Origin of the sequence: Kribbella hippodromi (assembly GCF_039531045.1) — a bacterium.
Taxonomy (GTDB): domain Bacteria; phylum Actinomycetota; class Actinomycetes; order Propionibacteriales; family Kribbellaceae; genus Kribbella; species Kribbella hippodromi.
The window spans coordinates 138,209-155,766 of the sequence record NZ_BAAAPH010000004.1 but is presented as its reverse complement, the minus strand read 5'-3'; the positions used below and the strand labels follow the sequence as shown (position 1 = coordinate 155,766).

General features: G+C 66.6%; 18 protein-coding genes. 12 read left to right on the top strand and 6 right to left on the bottom strand.

The window, feature by feature from the left end:
* Positions 1-26 precede the first annotated feature (26 nt).
* Positions 27-683 carry a hypothetical protein gene (locus ABD260_RS07670; RefSeq protein ID WP_344232657.1) on the top strand — a complete coding sequence of 219 codons (657 nt, stop codon included), beginning with the start codon at positions 27-29 and terminating at the stop codon, positions 681-683.
* Positions 684-735: 52 nt separating this feature from the next.
* Positions 736-1,140, top strand: a complete 405-nt coding sequence (locus ABD260_RS07665) for a hypothetical protein (protein WP_344232656.1) — start codon at positions 736-738, stop codon at positions 1,138-1,140.
* A gap of 49 nt (positions 1,141-1,189) precedes the next feature.
* Here ABD260_RS07665 and ABD260_RS07660 read toward each other — a convergent pair whose 3' ends face one another.
* Complete coding sequence (locus tag ABD260_RS07660) at positions 1,190-1,849, bottom strand: response regulator (protein WP_344232655.1); 660 nt, start codon at positions 1,847-1,849, stop codon at positions 1,190-1,192.
* On the bottom strand, positions 1,846-3,162 hold the full coding sequence (locus ABD260_RS07655; RefSeq protein ID WP_344232654.1) for a sensor histidine kinase: 1,317 nt from the start codon (positions 3,160-3,162) through the stop codon (positions 1,846-1,848). The genes ABD260_RS07660 and ABD260_RS07655 overlap by 4 nt, the downstream gene beginning before the upstream one ends.
* A 146-nt stretch (positions 3,163-3,308) precedes the next feature.
* Between ABD260_RS07655 and ABD260_RS07650 the strand changes: the two genes are divergently transcribed.
* From ABD260_RS07650 to ABD260_RS07630, 5 genes are read left to right on the top strand one after another with little or no spacing between them, the layout of a single operon-like run.
* The gene (locus ABD260_RS07650; protein WP_344232653.1) at positions 3,309-3,860 is read left to right on the top strand and encodes a hypothetical protein; all 552 of its coding nucleotides are present in this window, start codon (positions 3,309-3,311) and stop codon (positions 3,858-3,860) included.
* Positions 3,860-4,948, top strand: a complete 1,089-nt coding sequence (locus tag ABD260_RS07645; RefSeq protein WP_344232652.1) for a peptidoglycan-binding protein — start codon at positions 3,860-3,862, stop codon at positions 4,946-4,948. Before ABD260_RS07650 ends, ABD260_RS07645 begins: the two co-directional genes overlap by 1 nt.
* On the top strand, positions 4,945-5,643 hold the full coding sequence (locus ABD260_RS07640) for an ABC transporter ATP-binding protein (RefSeq protein WP_344232650.1): 699 nt from the start codon (positions 4,945-4,947) through the stop codon (positions 5,641-5,643). Before ABD260_RS07645 ends, ABD260_RS07640 begins: the two co-directional genes overlap by 4 nt.
* Positions 5,640-6,839, top strand: coding sequence for an ABC transporter permease (locus ABD260_RS07635; RefSeq protein ID WP_344232649.1), 1,200 nt, complete (start codon positions 5,640-5,642; stop codon positions 6,837-6,839). The genes ABD260_RS07640 and ABD260_RS07635 overlap by 4 nt, the downstream gene beginning before the upstream one ends.
* A gap of 32 nt (positions 6,840-6,871) precedes the next feature.
* Positions 6,872-8,368: an alpha/beta fold hydrolase gene (locus ABD260_RS07630; protein ID WP_344232648.1), complete on the top strand. Its 1,497-nt coding sequence runs from the start codon at positions 6,872-6,874 to the stop codon at positions 8,366-8,368.
* 48 nt (positions 8,369-8,416) lie between these two features.
* Here ABD260_RS07630 and ABD260_RS07625 read toward each other — a convergent pair whose 3' ends face one another.
* Positions 8,417-9,910, bottom strand: coding sequence for an MFS transporter (locus ABD260_RS07625; protein ID WP_344232647.1), 1,494 nt, complete (start codon positions 9,908-9,910; stop codon positions 8,417-8,419).
* A gap of 152 nt (positions 9,911-10,062) precedes the next feature.
* Here ABD260_RS07625 and ABD260_RS07620 point away from each other — a divergent pair, with 152 nt between their 5' ends.
* The 5 genes from ABD260_RS07620 (at position 10,063) to ABD260_RS07600 (ending at position 14,507) form a co-directional block, all read left to right on the top strand.
* The gene (locus tag ABD260_RS07620; RefSeq protein WP_344232646.1) at positions 10,063-10,950 is read left to right on the top strand and encodes a 3-hydroxyacyl-CoA dehydrogenase family protein; all 888 of its coding nucleotides are present in this window, start codon (positions 10,063-10,065) and stop codon (positions 10,948-10,950) included.
* A gap of 61 nt (positions 10,951-11,011) precedes the next feature.
* Positions 11,012-11,800, top strand: coding sequence for an SDR family NAD(P)-dependent oxidoreductase (locus ABD260_RS07615; protein WP_344232645.1), 789 nt, complete (start codon positions 11,012-11,014; stop codon positions 11,798-11,800).
* 246 nt (positions 11,801-12,046) lie between these two features.
* Complete coding sequence (locus ABD260_RS07610) at positions 12,047-13,249, top strand: NucA/NucB deoxyribonuclease domain-containing protein (protein WP_344232644.1); 1,203 nt, start codon at positions 12,047-12,049, stop codon at positions 13,247-13,249.
* The gene (locus ABD260_RS07605) at positions 13,246-13,782 is read left to right on the top strand and encodes an SMI1/KNR4 family protein (protein ID WP_344232643.1); all 537 of its coding nucleotides are present in this window, start codon (positions 13,246-13,248) and stop codon (positions 13,780-13,782) included. The genes ABD260_RS07610 and ABD260_RS07605 overlap by 4 nt, the downstream gene beginning before the upstream one ends.
* Positions 13,764-14,507: a hypothetical protein gene (locus tag ABD260_RS07600; RefSeq protein ID WP_344232642.1), complete on the top strand. Its 744-nt coding sequence runs from the start codon at positions 13,764-13,766 to the stop codon at positions 14,505-14,507. The genes ABD260_RS07605 and ABD260_RS07600 overlap by 19 nt, the downstream gene beginning before the upstream one ends.
* Positions 14,508-14,937: 430 nt before the next feature.
* Here ABD260_RS07600 and ABD260_RS07595 read toward each other — a convergent pair whose 3' ends face one another.
* The 3 genes from ABD260_RS07595 to ABD260_RS07585 are packed head-to-tail and all read right to left on the bottom strand — an operon-like array spanning position 14,938 to position 17,526.
* Positions 14,938-15,741, bottom strand: coding sequence for an ABC transporter permease (locus tag ABD260_RS07595; protein WP_344232641.1), 804 nt, complete (start codon positions 15,739-15,741; stop codon positions 14,938-14,940).
* A complete protein-coding gene (locus tag ABD260_RS07590; protein WP_344232640.1) occupies positions 15,734-16,543 on the bottom strand; it encodes an ABC transporter permease in 810 nt (269 codons plus the stop codon). Before ABD260_RS07590 ends, ABD260_RS07595 begins: the two co-directional genes overlap by 8 nt.
* A complete protein-coding gene (locus tag ABD260_RS07585; RefSeq protein ID WP_344232639.1) occupies positions 16,540-17,526 on the bottom strand; it encodes an ABC transporter ATP-binding protein in 987 nt (328 codons plus the stop codon). The genes ABD260_RS07590 and ABD260_RS07585 overlap by 4 nt, the downstream gene beginning before the upstream one ends.
* Positions 17,527-17,558 lie beyond the last annotated feature (32 nt).

Genomic DNA, 17,558 nt, shown 5'->3' with positions numbered 1-17,558 from the left:
GGCGTCATCCAGCGAAGGAGTTGCAGATGACAATTGCGTGGTTGCAGCTGGTCTGTGGTCCGGATTACAACGATGAGGGACAGGCTGATTTCTCCGGCGTTGCGATCGATCGGGCCTGGACGGCGCTGCGGGAGCTGGAAGCCGAGTTGCTGCCGGAGTTCGACGGCGCGCGTTGGTTGGCGCAGGGCGGGTATGAGCGAGTCGCGCTCGGGCTTGAATTTCGGGTCAGCAAGAGGGGCCGCGCTCGTCGGTCGATTGGTGAGATCGGGCGGTCGCTCAGCCCGGACTACTCCGTGGTGTGGCCCGAGTTGGAAAGTGCATCGCTTGCGGAGGTCAGGGAGTACTTGAGACCGGTCGTACTCGAGGCGCTGGCTTTTGTCGGTGAGCGAAAGAACTTCGGGCCGTTGCCTAAGGCTGGTGCGGGTGGTGACCTCGAGACGGTTCCGTTGAAGCCGTTGATTGAAGACCCGGCGCCGTACGACGAGGAACCAGGTGATTGTTTCGTGATCACTCGGGATTTCCCGCCGGGCACTGAGGAGGCGGACTTGCCGGAGCTGTTCCGGCGGTACGAGGAGGACCTCGAGGACCTGTTGTCCGACGAAGGACTGGACAGCATCCTCGACATGGAGACGTCATTCACGGCTGTCCGGTGGGTAATCCGGACCGCCCACGAGGACGACTGAACGGACCTTCTGACGAGGTTGTGCGGGGTCGCGGAGACAGGGTGGATCGGCGATGGGGATTGGGCACGCGAGTTTCTGGAGCAGCGGTGCGCTGGGGCTGGGGGCTATGGGGTTGATGCTGGCGTTGGTTTGTGGGCTGACGGTGGTCGATCCGGTTGCTCGGTCGCACAAGGGGCTCGCGGGCGCGATCGCGGGTGCTTGGTGTGCGTTCGCGCCTGTCGGCCTGCTACGCAGCGCGATCACCGGCGATCCGCTCGCCCTCTCCGCGTGGGCAGCAGCGGCCGTTTACCTGCTTGCGATCATCGGATCGCTGGGGCGGCCTCTGCTGATCGCCTCTGGTCTGGTGGAACGACGGCATGGCTATCAGGTGCTGAGCAACAGCGAGTACCGTCGCGGCCGAGCCGGTCAGATCTTCTTGATCGTTGGCATTGCCGGGCTCGCCGCGCTCTCGGTGTGAATCCGGCAGTCAGGGGTGGGCTTAGAAGTCCTGGTTCTTGGTGGGGTGCTCAGGAGGTGCCTGCGCGGACGAGGCCGGTTTCGTAGGCGTAGACGACTGCTTGTACGCGGTCGCGGAGGTTGAGTTTGGAGAGGATGCGGTGGACGTGTGTCTTGACCGTGCCCTCGGACAGGAAGAGGCGGCCGGCGATTTCGGTGTTGGTGAGGCCGAGGGCGATCAGGCCGAGGACCTCGCGTTCGCGGTCCGTCAGGGTATCCAGGCTGAGATCTGACACCGGTGCCGTCGAGCCGCTGCCGACATAGCGTTCGAGTAGGCGGCGGGTGACGGTCGGGGCGACGACCGAATCGCCGCGCGCGACGACCCGGATCGCCGACAGCAGATCCGCCGCCAAGGTGTCCTTCAGCAGGAAGCCGCTCGCGCCGGCCCGGAGCGCGGCGTACACGTACTCGTCGAGGTCGAAGGTGGTCAGGATCAGCACGTGGGTCGGGCCGGCCGACTTGCAGATCCGGCGCGTTGCCTCGACGCCGTCGACATCTGGCATCCGGACATCCATCAGTACGACGTCGGGCTGATGTTCCAGCACCGCCGCGACGGCCTGTTCGCCATCGGCGGCTTCACCGACCACCGTCATGTCGTCGGCGTTGTCCAGGATCATCCGGAACCCGGTGCGTACCAGGGCCTGGTCGTCGGCGAGCAGGACGCGGATCATGGCCGCGGCCGATCGATCGGCAACGTCGCCCGGACGACGAAACCACCGTGCGTACCGGGCGCCGCGGTCAGCTGCCCATCGAGCAACCGCACGCGCTCGCCCATCCCGCGGAGCCCATGGCCGTTGCCGTCGCTGCTGGTTTGCCCGCGACCGTTGTCCTTGACTTCGATGACTACCTCCGAGTCGTGGAAGGTGAGTTTCACCGTCGCGGCAGCGCCGGCGCCCGCGTGTTTCATGGTGTTGGTCAGTGCTTCCTGGACGATGCGGTACGCCGAGAGATCCACCGCGGCCGGAACCGCCGCTGGAGTGCCGTCGACCTGCAGGCGGACCGGAGTCCCGGCTTTGGTGACGTGGGCAACGAGCTCCGGAAGCCGATCGATACCGGGTTGCGGGTGCCAGGCGTCCTCGAGACTGTCGGCCCGGGACAGAACACGGCGCATGTCCGCAAGCGAGTCGCGACCGGTGCCGATGATCGCGGAGAGTGCGGACCTGGTGTCGTCGGGGCGATGGGCGAGCGCCGCCTCGGCACCTTGGGCCTGGGTGACCATGACTGATAGCCCGTGCGCGACGACATCGTGCAACTCACGGGTGATCCGGTCGCGTTCGGCGGCGACGGCCAGCGCGGCCTGCTGGTCGCGTTCGCGTTCCAGGTCGCTCGCGCGGGCGTGGAGTTCGTCCAGGTAGTCCCGGCGGTTGCGGGCCGCGGAGCCCATCGCCCACGAGGTCACCAGGATTGACCCGAGCAGGATCACGCCGGTAGAGGAGTCCTGGAGGATGCCGGGCGACGCCTCCGGAGCAGGGCGGGCCGTCGGCCCCGGAGCGCGACCGATCGGCGGTGCGATCCGGTCCGGTACGCCGGCCATCGGCGTGCCGGTCGCCCCGGCGTACCAGTTCCAGCCTGCGGCGGCCAGGATCAGGCCCGCGGTCGCGGCGAGGGTGTACGTACGCCGCGCGCTGCTCGCCACTGTGTACAGCAGAATCGGCGTGCCCAGATCGATGATCAGCAGCGGCATGCTCTGGACCAGATGTACGGCACTCGCCGCGGCACACACAACCAGCATCAGCCAGGGTCTGCGCCGCCGGAGCGCGACGCCGACCGCGATGGCCACCGACGCGATGATCCACACCGCGAGCTGGATGTCGCCATCCACGTTCGTGAGGTGGCGTACCGGTCCGGTCAGCAGGTTCTTGGACGTCGCGAGCGTGCCGAGCAGGAGCACCGCGGCCAGGGCGGCATCGTGCAGTGCCGCCCAGCGACTCCACGCCTGGGCGGCACTCGACGCAAGGTTCGCCAGCGGGCGCGTGGTTGCCATGATCCCAAAACTGTACGTGGGCGGCCGTCGCGATCGCGTGTACCTCGCGGTGGACATCGCCGTGACCACGTACATCCGTGGATGGACGCGCAAGTGTCACCACGGGCAGACGCGGGTACTCACGCACCGCCAGCAGTGTTTACCGCATGAAGACGATGAATGCGATCAAGCTCCTCGCGACGGTCGGCCTGATGCTCAGCCTCGGGGCCTGCAAGGCTCAGGACGAAGACAACAGTGTCGCCACGGCCGGCGGTGGCAGCTCGGCGACAACGTCAGCCAGTGGTTCGTCGAGCCAGGCCGACCAGTACAAGTTCGCCCAGTGCATGCGCGAGAACGGGATGCCTGATTGGCCGGATCCGCAGGCCGACGGCAGCGGCGGCAAGCGGGCCGAGGCGCCGGCGAGTGCCGATCCGCAGAAGGTGGATGCCGCCCGGGAGAAGTGCAAGCAGTACCTGCCGAACGGTGGCGACAAGCCGAAGATCGACTCCGGGATGGTCGAGCAGATGCGCAAGCTCGCCCAGTGCATGCGGGAGAACGGCGTACCGAAGTTCCCGGATCCGGACGCGAACGGCGGCGCCGTGAAGATGGATCCGGACAGTGGCATCGACCCGCAATCGGCCGAGTTCAAGGCCGCCCAGCAGAAGTGCCGGCAGTACCAGCCGACGCAGCCGTCCGCCGGTACGATCGGGGGCAGCTGATGACCGCGGCCGACCGGCCGGCGGGTCGGCGAACCCGTCGAGCCGGGCTGGCGCTGGCCGCTGTCCTCGCCCTGGCTGCTGCGGTCACTGCCACCATCGGTCTGGGCGGGGGCGGTCGCGCCGACGATGAGACCGCGAGCGCAGTGTTGCCTCCAGCAACCGCTTCGGTGACCCGGCAGACGCTGGTCGACAGTCAGGACGAGACCGGCGAGCTCAGCCACGGCAGTACGACAGCGGTGTCGACGCGGCTCAGCGGGACGGTGACCGCGATGGCGGCGGTCGGCAAGACGCTCACCCGGGGTCAGACGATGTTTGCCATCGACAACGATCCGGTCGTGCTGTTGTACGGATCGCTGCCCGCCTACCGGGCGCTGGTGTCCGGGGATGAGGGCGCGGATGTCGAGCAGTTCGAACGGAACTTGAGTGCGCTCGGCTACGACGGTTTCACGGTCGACGACGAGTACACCGACGCGACGGCTGATGCGGTCAAGGAATGGCAGGAGGATCTCGGGCTCGAGGAGACCGGCAAGCTCGCTCTGGGCCGGGTCGTCTACGCGACCACCCCGATTCGGGTCGACGCGCACGAGGCCGCGATCGGAGCCGGCGTCGGCGGGAATGCGGCGATCCTCAAGTACACCGGTACGGCGCGGGTGGTGACCGTCGACCTCGAGACCGCTGATCAGCGGATCGCGACCAAGGGCGCGGCGGTGAAGGTGAAGCTGCCGAACGGGAAGACCGTGACCGGCAAGATCTCCGGCACCAAGACCATCGTCCAGGCAGGTGAGGAGACCAGCGACGAGTCCGAGACCAAGATCGAGGTCACCATCAGCCTGGCGGACCAGCGTGCGCTCGCGGGTCTCGACGAAGCGTCGGTGACGGTGTCTTTCACGGCGGGGGAGCGAAAGAACGTACTCACCGTGCCGGTCTCGGCGCTGCTCGCGCTGTCCGAAGGCGGGTACGGTGTGGAGGTCGTGGACGGCTCGACGTCCAAGGTCGTCGCGGTGAAGACCGGGCTGTTCGCCGGCGGCAGGGTCGAGGTTTCCGGCGCCGGACTGACCGAGAAGACGACCGTCGGGATGCCATCATGAGCGCCCTACCGGTCACCGATGCCGACGCCGATGACCGAGCCGTCGTCGAGTTGGATGACGTCACGAAGACCTACCCGGGTGGCGTGACCGCGGTCCACGGCGTGAGTCTCACCATCGGGTACGGCGAGCTGGTCGCGATCGTCGGCCCGTCGGGCTCGGGGAAATCCACCATGCTGCACCTGATCGGCACCCTGGACCGTCCGTCGTCCGGCCTGGTCCGGATCGGCGGATACGACGTGGCGAAGTTGCCGGACCGGCAGGTGTCGGCGCTGCGGGCGCGGACCATCGGGTTCGTCTTCCAGCAGTTCCACCTCGCGCCGGGACGCTCCGCGCTCGACAACGTCGCTGACGGCCTGCTGTACTCCGGGCGCGGCCTGGCCGAACGGCGGCGCCGCGCCCGCATCGCGCTGACGAAGGTCGGCCTCGACGACCGGATGGACCACCAGCCGCATCAGTTGTCGGGCGGTCAGCGCCAACGTGTCGCGATCGCCCGGGCCGTTGTTGGCGAACCTCCGCTGCTGCTGGCCGACGAGCCGACCGGCAACCTCGACTCCGCGTCCGGCGCCGGCGTGATGGCGCTCCTGCGCGAGCTGCACGTGGCCGGTACGACGGTGCTCGTCATCACCCACGATCGTGACATCGCCGCGACGCTGCCACGACAGCTGGTCATGCGCGACGGCGAGGTGGCGTCGTGAGTACCTTGACGCCGGCTCGGTTGGGCCTGGCCGATGTGGTCCGGGTAGGCGGTTCAGGTTTGCGTACGCGGCCGTTGCGGGTGTTCTTGTCGGCGCTCGGGATCGCGATCGGTATCGCCGCGATGATCGCGGTCGTCGGGATCTCGTCGTCGAGCCGGGCCGAACTGGATCGCCAGCTCGCCTCCCTCGGGACGAACCTGCTGACCGCGGCGCCCGGGCAGGGACTGTTCGGCGAGGACGCCAAGCTGCCGAAGGAAGCGGTCGCGACGATCTCCCGAATCAAGCCGGTCACCGAGGTCGCGGCGACCGGCGCGGTCGAGGGCGCGAAGGTGTACCGCAACGACAGGATCCCGGCGGCGCAGTCCGGCGGAATCAGCGTCCAGGCGGCCCATCTCGATCTGCCGAAGGCCGTCGGCGCGACTGTTGCCCATGGCACCTGGCTGAATGCCGCGACCGCGAAGTACCCGGCGGTCGTCCTCGGCGCCGATGCCGCCAAGCGGCTGGGGGTCGGAGCGGCCGGGCCGGACGTCCAGGTCCTGATCGGCACCAAGTGGTTCACCGTGATCGGCATCCTCGACAAGGCGCCGCTGGCGCCCGAGCTGGACTCGGCGGCCCTGATCGGCTGGGAAGCGGCCGAGAAATCCTTCGGCTTCGACGGCCACCCGTCCACCGTCTACACCAGGTCCGCGGACGCCGCGGTCGAAGCGGTCCGCTCGGTGCTGGCCGCGACCGCGAACCCGGAGGCGCCGAACGAGGTCAAGGTGTCGCGGCCATCCGACGCGCTGGCCGCCCGCCAGGCCACGGACCGGGCGTTCACCGGCCTGCTGCTTGGGCTCGGCGCGGTTGCGCTCCTGGTCGGTGGCGTCGGAGTCGCCAACACGATGGTCATCTCGGTCCTGGAACGCCGCGCCGAGATCGGACTGCGGCGATCGCTCGGAGCCACCCGCGGACAGATCCGGGTCCAGTTCCTGGCCGAGTCGCTGCTGCTGTCGGCGCTCGGCGGTGCCGGCGGCGTACTGCTCGGGGTGAGCGTGACGACCGCCTACGCGATGACCCAGAACTGGCCCGGCGTCGTACCGGCCTGGGCGAGTCTCGGCGGCGTCGCGGCCACCTTGGTGATCGGTGCCATCGCCGGGCTGTACCCCGCGATCCGGGCCGCTCGCCTAGCTCCGACCGAGGCGCTGGCCGCGCCCTGATTTTGTTCACTCACTACAGGAGGAATCCTCTGATGAAACGCAGACCGCTGGCTGTCGTGGGAGGCGGGCTCGTGCTCGCCTTACTCGGCTACCTCGTCACCAGCGCGGGACCGTCGACGGCCGCCGAGTCCGGGATCGACTGGCAGCAGTGCCCCGATACGGAGGTGAAAGTCGAGTGCGCGACCGTCAACGTACCCCTGGACTGGTCGAAACCGGACGGCGACAAGATCCACATCGGCATCGCGCGGGTCAAGGCCAAGGACTCGGCGAACCGGATCGGCGTCGCGATGATGGACCCGGGCGGCCCCGGAACGTCCGGTGTCCTGGACATGATCCGCCGGAAGGGCAAGGTGTTCAGTGACGCCGTCCACGAGCGCTTCGACGTGGTCACGTACGACGCGCGCGGCGTGAACACCAGCAGCCGGGTGGTGTGTGACGAGGCGCTGGCCAGCAAGGCCGACAAGCTCCTCACGCCGCAGAGCCAGGCCGACTTCGACAAGATGACGGCGGCCAAGATCGAGCTCAGCGAGGACTGTCGCCGACGGACCGGTCCGCTGTACGACCACACCGACAACCGCTCGGTGGTCAAGGACATCGACGCGATCAGGGCGGCTCTCGGCGAGGAGACGATCACCCAGGTCGGGTACTCGTACGGGTCATTGGCGATTCAGCAGTACGCCGAAATGTTCCCGCGGCGGGTCCGCGCGCTGGTCAGCGACGGCAATGCGGACCGGTCGCCGAAGGGTGCGAGCCTGGCGGCGTGGGTCGACGATCACGCTCGCATTTTGGAGCGGAACTTCATTGCGTTCGCCGACTGGTGTGACCGGACGTCGAGTTGCGCTTTGTACGGCAAGGACACCAAGAAGGTGTACGGCGAGCTGCGGGAGCGCGCCCGCGCCGGCAAGTTGACGGACCCGGACACGGGCGACGCGGTCGACTTCTACCAGCTCAACCGTCTGACCGGCGGCAGCAACTACCCGGACAATTGGAGCCGGTTCGCAACTCGACTGAAGGGCTTGTCCGAAGGGAAAGGCGCCACGTCAGTTGGCGCCGGCCGGGCTGACGCGGCGGCCGGTGTGCCGCCGCGGCTTCCGCATGAGGTGTGGTTCTGCCACGACTTCGATTTCAAGGTGAAGAACTACGCGGAGTGGAACAAGCTGGTCAAGCGGACGGCCGCGAAGTACCCCAACGTCCAGTGGAGCGACCACTCGACCCACGCGCTCGACTGCGTCGGTTACACCGGCAAGGTCACCAACCCACCGCGTACGCCCAAGATCGACAAGAGCGTGAAGTTGGTTGTGGTGGGCAACTTGTACGACTTCGCCACCGTGTACGAAGGATCACAGGCCGTCGCGAAACAGACCCGCGCACCACTACTCACGTACGAGGGTTACGGCCATACCATCTACCCGGGCATCGGAGCCGCCGGACCGAGCACCTGCATCAACCAGGCCGTCGACGACTTCCTGATCAACCTCAAGAAACCCGCCAACGGCACCCGCTGCCCAGACCTCGAATCCCCTAAGTAACAGGCATCCCGCTGAGCCCGGCGCCAACACCGGGCTCAGCGGGTGCCGTCAGGCCTCTTGGATGTGGGTGTCCTTTCCGTGCGAGCGTGTGAAGACGAGGAGGGCGACGGCGGCGGTCAGGAGGAGGCACAGGGCGCCGACGCCGAGTTGGGTGCGGTGCCAGGAACTGGTGAACGCGTCGATCTCGACGGCGCGACCGGGATCGTTGGCTGTGGTGAGGTGGCCGGCCGCGACATCGGCCGCATGCTGCGAATCTTGTAGTGCGCTGGTCAGGAACCCGAGGAGAGCTGCGCTGAATCCGGCGATCACGAGGGCCTCGGCGGCTCGCAAGGTGTTGAGGAACCCGGCGGCGGTTCCCACCAGCCGTGCGGGAACCAGCGCCATCGCCTGCCCGTCGGTGATGCCGAACGAGGCTCCCATGCCGATCCCGATGAGCAGCAACGGGATGGCTACGAGCACGGTTGTGTTCTCGGGTCTCAGTACGAGCAGTCCCACATTGCCCGCGACGACCAGAATGAGAGCGATCATGATCAGGAACCGGGGCGAGCTGCCGCGGTTGACCAGCATCGCGGCGAAGATCGGCGTGACGAGTACCGGTGCTGTCAGCAACAGCATGACAAGGCCTGCCGTCACCGGGTTGTGCCCGGCAGCGGCTTGCAAGTAGGTCGGCAAGAAGACCAGTACGCCGAGGAATCCGATCGAGGTCGTCAGCGTGGCCAGGCACCATGCCATGAATCGCCGGTTGCCGACGAGCTCTGGTGCGAGTACCGGTGCGGAGCTGCGGCGCTGGGCGACCGCGAACACCACCGACCCGGCGATGCCGACCCCGAAACCGGCGATGACCATCGGATGGCCCCAGCCGTACCCAGGGCCTTCGAGCAAGGCGAACATGACCGCGGTAAGCGTGGCCACAAACAGACCGCTTCCGATCCAGTCGGTCCGTGCCCTCTCATCACGTGATTCGGCCAGCCGCGTCGCGGCCCCGGCGATGATCGCGGCGACGCCGGCGAAGACGCCGAAGCTCCCGCGCCATCCGGTCAGATCGACCAGCCCGCCGACCAGCGTCGGACCGGTGGCGATACCCACCCCAGCCATGGTGCCCATCAGCGCGAACGCCCGGTTCAGTGCCGCGCCGTCGTACGCGGACGCCAGGAGGGCGCCACCCGCGGCCATGACCCCAGCACCACCGATCCCCGAGACAATGCGAGCCGCGTCGAGAACCTCGATCGTGGGCGCGAACGCGGTGGCCAGGAAGCCGCCGGTGAACAGTGCGGCCGCGATGACGAAAACGCGCCGGCGGCCCGCGCGATCGGCGGCCGCGCCGGCCACCAAGGTCATCGCCGCGAAGGCAAGGTTGTACCCGGCGACGGCCCAGTTCAGTGCCGATCCGGCCGTCTCCAGGTCAGTTCCGATGCTCGGCAAGGCGATCGCCGTACCCGAAATCGACATCGCCACCAGCGCGACCCCGGTCAGTACGACCGGCAGCGTACGCCGCGAGGCTGCCCGTGACACAACGGCGATCGACTCTGCGGGTGAGCTCATGCGGGTGGTCCTCTCGATCGTTCTTCCAGTTGCCGGCGAGACCACCCAATAACCTCAACTTTACTTGAGGTCAACCTTGCCGCCCGAGGTTGCGAGCCGTACCGTGTTGTCTGCGGATTGGCGAATATATCTTCGATATATGGGAGATAATGATGAGGATCGCTGTGCTTGGGGCCGGCACGATGGGGCAGGGGATTGCCGCGGTGATGGCGGCGGCCTCGCATGAAGTGACGGTTGTCGATGCCGTCGATCGGATCGAGGGCTGTGTCACCGCCGTTCGCGATCGCGCCCGGCGGCACGGTGGTGATGTCACCGGGACGATCGGCGGGACGCACGATCTCGGGGCGGCTGTTCGCGGCGCTGAAGTCGTGTTCGAGGCCGTCCCGGAGCAGCTCCCGCTGAAGCTCGAGGTGCTGGCCGGGGTGAGCGAGAACGCTGCGCCGGCGGCGATCGTGGCGACGAACACCTCGTCGCTGCCACTCGACCGGCTGGCGGGCGCGCTCTCGCACCCTTCCCGGTTCCTGGCCGCGCATTTCTTCAACCCGGCCGAGACGATCCCGGGTGTTGAGGTCGCCGGCACCGAGCAGACAGATCCGGAAGTCACGGCGACGCTGGTGGCCTTGTTGCGGTCCGCCGGCAAGGAGCCGATCGAGGTCGGAAGCTGCGTCGGGTTCGTCGCCAACCGTCTTCAGCTGGCGCTCTTCCGCGAAGCGCTGGCGTGCGTCGAGGAAGGCGTCATCACGGCCGAGGACCTGGACATCCTGGTTCGCCGGACGATCGGTGTCCGCTTGCCGGCGTTCGGCCCGTTCGCGGTCGCGGACATGGCCGGGCTGGACGTGTACCACGCCATCTTCACGGTGCTCCACGAGGCGTACGGCGAGCGATTTGAGGTACCGCCGATGGTCAGCCGCCTTGTCGAGGACGGCCGCCTCGGGGTGAAGAGCGGCGCCGGCTTTCTGAACTACACCGCGGACGAGTTGCGGGAACTGACCGCCCGCAGGGACGTGCTGTACAAGCGACTTCTCGAGGCAGCGTCATGAACGCGGTCACGAACGCGGTCATGAAGGCGGCCACGAAGGCGGTCGTCGAGGAGGCGGAGGTATGAAGGCGGTCGTGACCGGCGCCGGACGTGGTATCGGCAGGGCGATCGCCCTCCGCCTGGCAGCTGACGGCGCGGACGTCGTGCTCGGCGGCCGGGACGAGGCCGCGCTCCGCGAGACAGCCGAGTTGATTGGCCACGCCCGGAACGAGACAGCACGCGTGGGCCGCACGTTCGCCCACGTCGTACCGGTCGACATCAGCGATGAGCAATCAGTGCAGTCGTTCGGCCGCCAGACGTCGGACATCTTCGGCGCGCCGGATGTCGTCGTCTGCAACAGCGGCATCGGCGGCCCTTCCGGCCCGCTGTGGTCCCTCGACCTGGACAGTTGGAACGAGACCCTCACGGTGAACGTCACCGGTACCTTTCTCACCCTCCGGGCGTTCCTTCCCCAGATGGTCGAACGCGGAAGCGGCAGCGCGATCCTCGTCGGTTCGATGACCGGCAAACGCCCGCTCGCCGGAAGGACCCCGTACGCAGCCTCGAAGCTCGCCCTGGTCGGCCTGGCCCGCACCCTCGCCCTCGAATGCGGACCACACGGCGTACGAGTCAACGTCGTCTCCCCAGGCTTCGTCACCGGACCACGCCTCGACTGGGTCATCGAGGCCCAAGCCGAACTTCACGGCGAAGACCCAGCACAACTACGAACCCAAATGCTCGACGACGTACCCCTCCAACGCTTCGTCACCCCCGACGACGTAGCCGCCACCGTCGCCTTCCTGGCCTCCCCCCACTCCACCGCCATCACCGGCACCGACCTCAACGTCTCAGCCGGTCTGGTCATGTACTAACCCCGCCACAACTACTGCCAGAAGCTGCAATTCGGCACCGCGGCCCTGCCGGCAGATTGTCGGGTGGTGGAGTCAGCCAGTCAACAAGGTCTGCAGGTTGCTGCAAAGCCGGTAACGCGAGTCTCGGCGGCGCCGATGGTGCGGATGCACAGCGCCTACGGGCGCACACAACACCATCCTGGGGGCTCTTCGGTGAGGCGTTTCAGATCGCTGTCCCTGTTGTCTCTTGTTCTCGCGTTGGGGTTGATGGCAACGGCTGCCCAGCAGGCGCTCGCCAGCAACCCGACGCCGACCCCGTCCCAGACCGACCGCGGCCAGTCGAAGTCCCTGGCCGAAGCAGACCGCCCACGACCGTACGAGGACTTCACCAACTGGACCGACGAGGACTGTCAAAAAGAAGGCAGCCTGGGGGAGACCACGAACTCGTCCACCGGTGGGCGGGTCGTGAACCACTTCCAGTTCTGTGCGTGGAAACAGCACGGCGTCACGTTCTGGGCGCCCAACCAGATCTATCCGCTCGGGACGCTGATGTTCCGGATGACGATGATGGCCCGGTCGTCGGAGGACGGCCGGACAGTCACGGTGACCTTCAAGGCGGACGAGATTCACGTGCCGCCCCGGCGTGGTGTGCTCGCCGATATCGCGGTGATCTCGATGACACCGAGCTGCTCGACTGACAAGTTGCCCGCGGCGTGCTCGATCACTCCGACGACCCGGCAGAGCATCGGGCTGCGGGATCTGGCCTCGATCGGCCTGACGTTCACGATGCAGTCACCCAGGATGCCGACCAGTACCAACCCGATCAGCAGAGACACCGGCCGGTTCCGGTTCCCGTACTACTTCACCACGACCACCGGTGGCCAGCAGGTCGACCAGCAGATCGGTGGCGTCCAGGAGTTCGGCACCAGCTGGCGGTGTGACTCCGCGCAGCTGACCCGGAGGGAGTTCAAGAAGGAGGCGTGCGTCTTCCCGACCCTGCCGCACTTGCGGTTCAACATCAACGACGCCGGGATCACGCAGTCGTCGCAGCACATCCGGCAGGCGCAGGAGAACCCGAACTCGACCGACCCGGTGCCTCCGGAGAACGGAACCAAGACGATCGCGACGAACCTGCACCGGCACTGGAACGACGCCCTGAAGGAAGCCCAGCGGAACGCGTCGAGGAAGGCTTGCGAGGCAGCAGTCCCGATCAAGCCGCCGGACACCGACTGCGACGAGTACCCGTTCGCCAGCACCCTGGAAGGCTCCCTCGCTCCACCGCTGCCCAACTACGACTTCTCGGTGAAGTACATCAACTATCGTGACAACCGCCGGTCGGGCTGCTGGATGGGCAGGTGGCTGGTGAAGGACCGAGTACTCGAGAACGACGAGTTCCAGGTCGACATCTTCGACGGGCCGACGTATCCCGAGCCACCGGAAGAGCCCGAATGTGCCGAGGGGGAGGATTGAGCACACCCGATCTGTGGGCCGCGTTCTGGGAGGTGCTGCTCCGCCAGCCGCCGGCGGCGACCGAGCTGCGACCAGCACCGCCGGAACATCAGCTGGCCGACACAGCCCGCCACCTCGGCGTACGGACCCCCGAGGCGCTCGTCGAGCTGTACCGAATGCACGACGGCGCGCATCCGGAAGGTCCTGGACACCCTGGGTTCTTCGTCTTCCCAGCCTGGTGGGAGTGGTTGCCGCTCGATGTCGTGGCCGAGCAGGGCAACTGGCCCGTCGGTTGGTGCCGACGTGCCGGCATCGAGGCGTTTCCCTTCGCCACCAACGGCAGTGGTGACTTCCTGATGGCCGACACAGTGGACGTCGGCAAGGTCTGGAACGTCAGCCCGGAGGACGGGCCGCAGCCGGCAGCGCCGGACGGAACGATGACCGGCCTGCTGACCTCGACGCTGGCCGCGTACGCGGGAACCAGCGCCGACTACCGTCTCGAATACGTGAACGACCGGATGAATTGGATCTCCTCATGGGAACCCGAGTTCTGAAACGACCGCGGCGCGGCGGAACGTTCGCGCTGATAGTCGCGGCCGGACTGGCCGCCGTCCTGGGGACGGCTGGTCTCAGCAATGCGACCAGTGCCGAAGACCCGGCGCTGAGCTGCACGCTGACCCCGCCGGCCCGGATCGTGGTCGACAAGCCCTTCCTGCAGTTCAGCCCGACCCGCAGTTGTACCGCGGGCGCGCCTTCGAAAGTGACCTGGGTGGCGAGCGTCGGTAACACCCTCACAACCGACGCTTGGTTCCTCCAGCGGAGCACGGCGCTCAGCGATGTCTACAGCAATGATCCGATGGGGACGTGGACTTGGAAGGTGACCGATCCGGTCGACCGGCCGGACGTCGCCTTCAACCAGCCCACCACCGACGTACGGTTCAAGTCAGCCGTAACCGGCACCGGCGTCTGGGACGCTGTCACCGGGACGACGACGATCACGTTCCACGTCACTCGCTACGACGCGGCGACCAACAAGATGGTCCCGTGGGCCGGCGCCGCTGGTACGACGTGGTTCCACGAGTCGCCGTTTCGTGGCGACCCGCCGTTCACCCAAGGAGCGACGTACACGACGAACACCAACGGTGACGTCGTGATCAAGTCCACGCCGGCCCGGTTTGACCTGGTATTCCGGATCGAGATGGCCGATGCGGCGGTCACGTTTGGCAGTACCAGCAACTTGGTGCTGGCGCGGGCGGGTCGGGTGATCGGTACGCGGTGAGCTGGTGGGGGACTGTTCGACGGGTTTCGAAAGGGTGGTTTGGGGGTGGGGTGGGCGGTTTTGCTGGGGTAGTCGGACTGCCTACAGACGGGTACAGCTATATGAAGAGCCGAAGAGTATTCACCGCCGGGACCATGCTGCTTGCGACTGCCGCCGCTTCGGTTGCGGTGGTTACGCCGGCCCAGGCGGGCGGGCCGCCGCAGTCCGGTGGCTATTACTCATCCCTCGAACACTGCTTGGGCCAGGGCAGATGGCAACTCGAAACCCGACCGAGGGACTGGTCCAGGTACTACTGCACGGCCGTCGGTCCGGCTGCCGAGGACCCGTGGCAGTTGTGGCTGGTGCCGAGGTAGTTCGGCGGGGGTTGACCTGGTGCCCCGTAAGCGATGGCGATCGCTTACGGGGCGGCCACCCTGGACCGTATCGGCGCTCATGAACCGGGGCTGGAATAGTGCCGGGACTGTCGGTTGAAGAAGGCGATGCTCGCCGCCAAGCACAACACACCTGCTGCGGGGCTGAGCCATCCCAGCCACGCTGGAAACCACAATGAGTCCGCCCGTCCGGTGATCATGGCGGCTGGAATCCACGCGACGAAGGCCAACGGGATGAAAAGTGTGAAAAGGACAGCTCCGGCCGTGCCGAAGACCTGCAACGGGAAGTTGCCGTAGGTCCCGAAGATGGCATCGATCAAACCCGCCAGCGACTGCGTGTTCTGGAGTCGAAAAGCCAGGGCGCCGCGGGCGAGTTGAAGACCGCCCTCCAGCATTCCGCCGGCAGCGATCGCGATGACAAGCCACAACGCGAGTAGCGGATGCCAAGATACCGAGGCTTGCGGCAGCGCGAGTGCCAGAATCGCAACGGCAATGATCACATCGCCGAACTGCTGCAGATTGAAGCGGCGCATCAAGAGCTGCAAGAACGGATTGGCCGGCCGTAGCAGGTAGCGGTCGAACTCCCCGGTGTGCACCACGAGGTCGACGTCGATCATCCTGCGGAAGAAGAAGGCGTACACGCTGTGACTCGCCATTCGGATGCCGAACAGCACCATCATCTCGGCGGGATTCCAGCCGGCGATGGACCCGAAAGCGTGCAGCAGTACGCCGATGAAGAGAAGCTGCCCGGCGTTGAAGGCCAGCGCGCCGACGATGGAAATGAAGAGATTGGCCTTGTGTTCGAGCTCGGTCAACCAGGCCACTCGGAGCAGGATGCGGAAGTCCCGGAGCAGATCAGCCACCGTTGATCACCACCTTGCGCAAGGCCCGCCAAGTTATCAAGGCGACGATTCCCGCGATGGCAACCAACCAGCCGGCCTGCGCCGCAAGGACGCCCCACAGTCCGCCGAGCGGCGCCTGTCCGTGCCAGAGTTGCAACGGTGCAAAGACTTGCAATCCGAACGGCAGCGCATCGAGAACTGGGCGCAGCGGCGATGGGATGAACCACAGCGGGACCAAGGCGCCGGAGGCAAAGCTGGCGATTGCCCGGTAGACATAGAACGGTCCGCGAGTATCAGTTGTCCAGAACGCCACCATCGACACCGCGAGATTCAGCATCGTCGCGAGCAGCCAGCCGAGCGCACTGGTGAGCAGGAATCCGAGCAGCGCAGCTGCGGTGGCCGGCGGTGTCAGGCCACCCAGTGCCACGGCGATGGCCAGGCCGACCACCGCACCGGGGATCGCGCCGACAGTCCCGCCCACGGACTGCAGGAGGCTCTGTCCCACCACGCCGACCGGACGGATGAGGTCCGTCGCAATGGTTCCCTCGCGTACTCGCGCGGGGATCGACGACAGTTGCCAGGGTACTGCGATGTGCCAGAGCAACATGGCAATCACCGCATAGCTGACCGCATCGGCCGCACTGACCCCCGCAACGTGACCGCGCCCGGAATAGACCGCACGCCACACGGTCACAAGCAGGACTGTTTGGAATGCGACCGAAACTGTCGACAATATGACGTTCGCCCGGAAGTACAGCGCGTTCTTGGCGCCAAGCCTGATCATCGACCACGGCGTGATCCAATGGGGCCGTACGCCGATCACCTTTCGGCCTCGGCATAGATCAGGCGAACGACATCTTCGAGTTTGGGCTCGTTAACGTGCAGATCGGCGATCTCGGTGACCGCGGCGGCTTGCGCGATCACGGCCGCGGCACTGGTCTGTTCGGGGTCGAAGCGAAGTGAAATCGTCCCGTCCGCATTCTCCAGCCGGTCAGCCCGCTGCGCCGTGATCAGCGCCGGGTTCGCGCGCTCTGCCGGAGTGATCACCACTTCCCGGAAAGGCAGATACCGGCGTTTCAAAGTGCTGAGGTCACCGTCGTAGACAACCCGGCCGCGGTCGATCAGTACGATCCGCCGACACAACTGCTCGATGTCGTCCATGTCGTGCGTGGTGATCATCACTGTCGTGGAATGTGTCCGGTTCTGCTCCGCGATGAAGTCGCGAAGGGCTTGTTTCGCGACAACATCGAGACCCACCGTTGGCTCGTCCAGGTACAACACCTGAGGGCGATGCAGCATGGCGCCGGCAAGATCTCCGCGCATCCGCTGCCCCAGCGACAGCGACCGGATCGGCGTGTCCAGGAAGTCCTTGAGTTGCAGTACTTCGTCGAACTCGTCGATTCGGGCGGCGTACTCGGTCGCGCTGACCCGATAGAGATCGCGAATGGTCTCCAGCGAAACGCGCAGCGGGAGGTCGAACCACAATTGGGTCTTCTGCCCGAAAACCACGCCGATATTATGGGCGTGCTTTTTGCGGTTCTCCCACGGCACCAAGCCGTTGACCCGCACCGTGCCCGAGGTGGGTACGACGATTCCGGTGAGCATCTTGATCGTGGTGGACTTGCCGGCACCGTTGGCGCCCAAGTAGCCGATCATTTCCCCTCGATCGACGGTGAATCCAACCCGGTCGACCGCTCGCACGGTGCGTCGTGGGGCCCACAGTTGCCGGACACCGGCGAGCCGGCCCGTCGTCGGCTGCGGCTTGCGAAAGTCCTTGCTCAGCTCAGCGACCTCGATTATCGGCACCCTGCCTAACCTAGGACAGCGGGAGACCAGCC

Bases quoted from the DNA above. Each gene is read 5' to 3' on its own strand.
- ABD260_RS07640 (WP_344232650.1), top strand. From the start codon at position 4,945: ATGAGCGCCCTACCGGTCACCGATGCCGACGCCGATGACCGAGCCGTC.
- ABD260_RS07630 (WP_344232648.1), top strand. From the start codon at position 6,872: ATGAAACGCAGACCGCTGGCTGTCGTGGGAGGCGGGCTCGTGCTCGCC.
- ABD260_RS07655 (WP_344232654.1), bottom strand. From the start codon at position 3,162: ATGGCAACCACGCGCCCGCTGGCGAACCTTGCGTCGAGTGCCGCCCAG.
- ABD260_RS07625 (WP_344232647.1), bottom strand. From the start codon at position 9,910: ATGAGCTCACCCGCAGAGTCGATCGCCGTTGTGTCACGGGCAGCCTCG.
- ABD260_RS07620 (WP_344232646.1), top strand. From the start codon at position 10,063: ATGAGGATCGCTGTGCTTGGGGCCGGCACGATGGGGCAGGGGATTGCC.
- ABD260_RS07650 (WP_344232653.1), top strand. From the start codon at position 3,309: ATGAAGACGATGAATGCGATCAAGCTCCTCGCGACGGTCGGCCTGATG.
- ABD260_RS07645 (WP_344232652.1), top strand. From the start codon at position 3,860: ATGACCGCGGCCGACCGGCCGGCGGGTCGGCGAACCCGTCGAGCCGGG.
- ABD260_RS07600 (WP_344232642.1), top strand. From the start codon at position 13,764: ATGGGAACCCGAGTTCTGAAACGACCGCGGCGCGGCGGAACGTTCGCG.
- ABD260_RS07665 (WP_344232656.1), top strand. From the start codon at position 736: ATGGGGATTGGGCACGCGAGTTTCTGGAGCAGCGGTGCGCTGGGGCTG.
- ABD260_RS07615 (WP_344232645.1), top strand. From the start codon at position 11,012: ATGAAGGCGGTCGTGACCGGCGCCGGACGTGGTATCGGCAGGGCGATC.
- ABD260_RS07670 (WP_344232657.1), top strand. From the start codon at position 27: ATGACAATTGCGTGGTTGCAGCTGGTCTGTGGTCCGGATTACAACGAT.
- ABD260_RS07610 (WP_344232644.1), top strand. From the start codon at position 12,047: ATGGCAACGGCTGCCCAGCAGGCGCTCGCCAGCAACCCGACGCCGACC.
- ABD260_RS07660 (WP_344232655.1), bottom strand. From the start codon at position 1,849: ATGATCCGCGTCCTGCTCGCCGACGACCAGGCCCTGGTACGCACCGGG.